Below are 5325 nucleotides of genomic sequence, written 5' to 3'. Positions count from 1 at the left end.
CCATCCCCATGTTATCCACAGGCGGTTAAAAATTACCGCCTTGCAAAACAGCCTCTTCATCACTATCTTGTAACCCCATAAGCTCAACACCCCAATATATAGTGTTTTCGATTCACAACAGGAAGTGAACAAAGATCACAATCTTTGCTACCCTTATTGTGAAAGTTGCAAAAAACACTGTTATTCAAGAAATACTGGGAAAAAGACCAAAAATGAATCAACAGCTAACTGTTACCAAGCGTGATGGACGCAAAGAAAGTATCGATTTGGAGAAGATCCACCGAGTGATCACCTGGGCTGCCGAAGGCCTGGAGAATGTTTCCGTTTCTCAAGTCGAGCTAAAATCTCACATTCAGTTTTACGAAGGGATCAAAACTGAGGATATCCACGAAACCATCATCAAAGCAGCGGCTGACTTGATTTCAGAAGAAACGCCTGACTATCAGTACCTTGCTGCACGTCTTGCTATCTTCCACCTGCGTAAGAAAGCCTATGGTCAATTCGAGCCACCAAAACTTTTTAACCACGTTACGAACCTTGTAGAAAAAGGTAAGTACGACAACCATTTGCTCGAAGACTATAGCAAAGAAGAGTTTGACCTGATGGACAGCTACATTGACCATTGGCGTGATATGAACTTCTCTTATGCCGCTGTTAAACAGCTGGAAGGCAAGTACCTGGTTCAGAACCGTGTAACAGGCGAAATTTTCGAAAGCGCCCAGTTCCTGTATATGATGATCGCTGCCTGCCTGTTCGGCAAGTATCCGAAAGAAACCCGTCTTGGCTACATCAAGCGTTTCTACGATGCGGTATCAACATTCAAGATTTCACTACCTACACCTATCATGTCTGGTGTACGTACTCCAACGCGTCAGTTCAGCTCCTGTGTACTGATCGAATGTGACGATAGCCTGGATTCAATCAACGCCACTGCAAGCTCGATCGTACGTTACGTTTCCCAGCGTGCCGGTATCGGTATCAACGCAGGCCGCATTCGTGCCCTTGGTTCGGAAATCCGTGGGGGCGAGGCCTTCCACACCGGCTGTATTCCGTTCTACAAGTACTTCCAGACTGCCGTTAAGTGCTGTTCACAAGGCGGTGTTCGTGGCGGTGCCGCAACCCTGTTCTACCCAATCTGGCACGGTGAAGTCGAATCCCTGCTGGTTCTTAAGAACAACCGTGGTGTTGAAGAAAACCGTGTCCGTCATATGGACTACGGTGTTCAGATCAACAAGCTAATGTACACCCGCCTGATCAAGGGCGAGAACATCAGCCTGTTCTCACCATCAGATGTGCCAGGCCTGTATGATGCATTCTTTGCTGACCAGGACGAATTTGAGCGTCTGTACGTGAAATACGAGCAAGACAGCAACATCAAGCGTAAGACCATCAAGGCGATTGAGCTGTTCTCGCTACTTATGCAGGAGCGTGCGTCTACCGGCCGTATCTACGTACAGAACGTCGACCACTGTAATACCCATAGCCCGTTTGACCCGGCTGTTGCACCAATTCGCCAGTCTAACCTGTGTCTGGAAATTGCGCTGCCAACCAAACCGCTGAACAACGTTGAAGACGAAAACGGCGAGATCGCCCTGTGTACACTGTCTGCATTTAACCTTGGTGCTATCGACTCACTCGATGATCTGGAAGAGCTAGCGGATCTGACTGTTCGCGCGCTGGACGCCCTGCTTGATTACCAGGATTACCCGCTTCCGGCGGCACGCCGTTCGACCATGAACCGCCGTACTCTGGGTGTGGGTGTGATCAACTTTGCTTACTTCCTGGCGAAAAACGGTGTGCGCTACTCAGACGGCAGCGCAAACAACCTGACTCACCAGGCATTTGAAGCAATGCAGTATTACCTGCTGAAAGCGTCTGTCGGTCTGGCAAAAGAGCAAGGCGCATGTCCGGCGTTTAACGAAACTACCTATGCGCAGGGTATTCTGCCTATCGATACCTACAAGCAGGACATCGATAAGATCTGTAGCGAAGAACTTCACTACGACTGGGAAACTCTACGTGAAGAGATCAAGACACACGGTCTGCGCAACTCGACCCTGTCTGCCCTGATGCCGTCAGAGACATCGTCTCAGATCTCGAATGCGACCAATGGTATCGAGCCGCCACGTGGCTTCGTATCGGTCAAGGCATCGAAAGACGGTATCCTGAAGCAAGTGGTACCTGAGTACAGCAAGTACAAAGACAACTACGAGCTACTTTGGAATATCGGCAGCAACGACGGCTACCTGCAGCTGGTCGGTATCATGCAGAAATTTATCGATCAGGCGATTTCAGCAAATACAAACTACGACCCGAGCATCCAGCCGGGCGGCAAAGTACCAATGAAACTCTTGCTAAAAGACCTGCTGACAGCGTATAAACTCGGCGTGAAAACCTTGTACTACCACAACACCCGTGACGGCGCTGCAGACAGCCAGGGTGATGCAGGCGCAGATGACTGCACCAGCTGCAAGATTTAACTGAATTGAAACGATGGGAGCTTAAGCTCCCATCGATGTTGAGGATATGATGGCATATAGCACTTTTTGTCAAACCAATAACGATCAGCTAAAAGAACCGATGTTCTTCGGCCAGTCAGTCAACGTTGCTCGTTATGACCAACAGAAATTTGAAATTTTCGAAAAGCTGATTGAAAAGCAGCTTTCCTTCTTCTGGCGTCCGGAGGAAGTGGACGTATCGGGCGACCGCATTGATTACAATAATCTGCCCGATCACGAAAGACACATTTTCATCAGCAACCTGAAGTATCAGACCTTGCTTGATTCCATTCAGGGCCGCAGCCCGAACGTTGCGCTACTGCCAATTGTCTCCATCCCGGAGCTTGAAACCTGGATTGAGACATGGTCGTTTTCTGAAACGATCCACTCGCGCTCCTATACCCATATCATCCGCAACATAGTGACGGATCCGGCCATTGTGTTTGACGATATCGTTGATAACGAGCATATCATCAAACGTGCTGGTGATATCTCGAAATACTATGACGATCTCATTTCGGCCACCAGCGACTACCATCGTATGGGCGAAGGTACCCATACCATTAACGGTGAAACCGTTACGGTTAACCTTCGTGAGATCAAGAAGAAGCTTTATCTGTGCATGATGTCGGTCAATGCACTGGAAGCCATCCGTTTCTACGTCAGCTTTGCCTGCTCATTCGCTTTCGCCGAGCGCGAGCTGATGGAAGGCAACGCCAAGATCATCAAGTTGATCGCCCGTGACGAGGCACTTCATCTTACCGGCACCCAGCATATCCTGAACCTGCTGCGTACCGGTCAGGACGATCCTGAAATGGCTGAAATCGCCCAAGAGTGTGAGCAAGAGTGCTTCGATATCTTCAAAGAGGCTGCCGAGCAGGAAAAAGAATGGGCGGAATACCTGTTTAAAGACGGCTCGATGATCGGTCTGAACAAAGACATTCTGTGTCAGTATGTCGAGTACATCACCAACCTGCGTATGAAGGCGGTTGGCCTTGAGCATGCTTATCCGGGTGCGACGCAAAACCCAATTCCGTGGATTAACTCATGGCTATCTTCGGACAACGTTCAGGTTGCCCCGCAGGAAGCTGAGATCAGCTCATACCTGGTCGGCCAAATTGACAACGACGTCAGCGCCGACGATCTGGGTGACTTCGAGCTATGAGTCAATTAACCATCAAGGTTAACGGACAAACGGTTCACGGCAACAGCCGTGAACCGTTACTCAATCAGCTGGAAAAAGCCGGACTGCAACCTGAGTTCCAATGCCGAAACGGCATGTGCGGTGCGTGCCGCTGCAAATTGAAAACAGGTGCCGTCAATCAGGATGATGTGATGGCTTTTGTCGCCCCCAACGAAGTCTTGGCTTGCTGTTCCGTGCCCAAGAGCAACCTCGAGATCGAATTCGATTACCTGCTGGCAGAAACCCTACAAACCGACCAACAAGCCGCCAATAGCTAGCAACCTACGACCTCTTCGCTCAGCGTAGGTTGTTTGAACGTCTTCAGCCATTCCAGCAATGTCCGCTGTGGCATCGGTTTAGCATAGTAAAACCCCTGGTGATAGTTCACCCCTCGCTGCAGCAGGCTCTCTGCCTGCTGAACTGTTTCTACGCCTTCGGCTATAATCGACATATCCAGGCGACGGGCCAGTCCTATCATCGAATCCAGAAGCGGAATGGCAGTGCCTTCTTCCACGAGTTCCTTAATAAAGACCTTGTCGATTTTGACCACGTCGAACGGAAAACGCCGGATCAAATCAAGCCCAGAATAACCGGTACCGAAGTCATCCACTGCAATTCGAAAACCGCAGGCCTGTAACCTGTTTAGCTGGGCAATGACGGTCACCATCTCCGACTCCGAAAAGGCCAGTTCCTCGGTCACCTCCAGAAGCAAGTGCTTGGTGATCAGCCTGTCGTTATTGCAACGCTGGCAGATACGCTCCGCAAACTCATGATCAAGCAGCGAGTGACGGCTTATATTCACTGACAAATAACGTGATTCCATCAAGGCTTCATTGTCACGAATAAAATCGATAGCCGTGTCGAGTACAAAATCAGTTAGCGCGGAGATTTTTCCCAACTGCTCAGCCAGCGGAATAAAAATTAGCGGCGAGATCATTCCATGGACTGGGTGTTGCCAGCGCAACAGCAATTCAAAGCCCAGTGGCTTATCGATACGGGGATCGACAATCGGCTGAAAGTAGACTTCCAGTTCGCGATTTTTTAGTGCCCACTCAAACGTGGCTGGCAAAGACTGGCGCAATACCTTGCGGTGGCTCGCATAGGCATAAATCAGACTAAAGACACTACCAAGCAATATCGATATCCAGTACTGCTCTATTAAATAATGTAATTTAAACCTCGGCGTCACCAGAATCTCAAGCTCTAGCGGGTACTGGGGGGAGATAAATTTCATGACACTCACCTGATGTTTTGCCTCGTTAACATCAATGCCATTATGAGCACTCAGTTGAGGCTTCCCCGCAACGGTAACGACAAAGGGTAAATTATCAAACGGCAGCCCACTTCCGACTAACTCAGTAAGAACATCGGGCGGGATCAGTGCATTTGCCCCCATGCCATCCTGGCCACGTAGGTATACAAAAAATGATTGAGTCTTACCCGTTTTCGCCCGGGTTAAAGAAAGTGTTCTGCTGCCTGCTGTTTCCGGCCAGCGCGCAATAGTACTGGGAAAAATACGTATCGATGTCCGGCCTAGGTTGCTGGTACAATACACTCTGTTGCCCTGGTTAATCAGGCCTATCTCTTTCACACGATATGAAAGAAAAACCGTTTTACGTAGCGCCCCGACATCACCCGGCGTAC

4 protein-coding genes are annotated in these 5325 nt (G+C 49.5%); 3 read left to right on the top strand and 1 reads right to left on the bottom strand.

Annotated elements, in window-relative coordinates:
• Positions 1-212 precede the first annotated feature (212 nt).
• From nrdA to yfaE, 3 genes are read left to right on the top strand one after another with little or no spacing between them, the layout of a single operon-like run.
• Positions 213-2480 (top strand): class 1a ribonucleoside-diphosphate reductase subunit alpha, encoded by a 2268-nt coding sequence (gene nrdA / locus MHN01_RS15540; RefSeq protein WP_239412176.1) that lies wholly within the window; start codon positions 213-215, stop codon positions 2478-2480.
• Positions 2481-2529: 49 nt separating this feature from the next.
• Positions 2530-3663: a class Ia ribonucleoside-diphosphate reductase subunit beta gene (gene nrdB / locus MHN01_RS15535; protein ID WP_239412177.1), complete on the top strand. Its 1134-nt coding sequence runs from the start codon at positions 2530-2532 to the stop codon at positions 3661-3663.
• On the top strand, positions 3660-3959 hold the full coding sequence (gene yfaE / locus MHN01_RS15530) for a class I ribonucleotide reductase maintenance protein YfaE (protein WP_239412175.1): 300 nt from the start codon (positions 3660-3662) through the stop codon (positions 3957-3959). The genes nrdB and yfaE overlap by 4 nt, the downstream gene beginning before the upstream one ends.
• Here yfaE and MHN01_RS15525 read toward each other — a convergent pair.
• Positions 3956-5325: EAL domain-containing protein (locus tag MHN01_RS15525; protein ID WP_239412174.1), on the bottom strand; the 1370-nt coding region annotated here is incomplete at its 5' end. The two genes, yfaE and MHN01_RS15525, sit on opposite strands and share 4 nt — an antisense overlap.

The sequence above is a fragment of the Photobacterium sp. OFAV2-7 genome, from assembly GCF_022347985.1.
Lineage (GTDB): Bacteria > Pseudomonadota > Gammaproteobacteria > Enterobacterales > Vibrionaceae > Photobacterium.
This window is presented reverse-complemented; position numbering and strand designations above follow the sequence as displayed.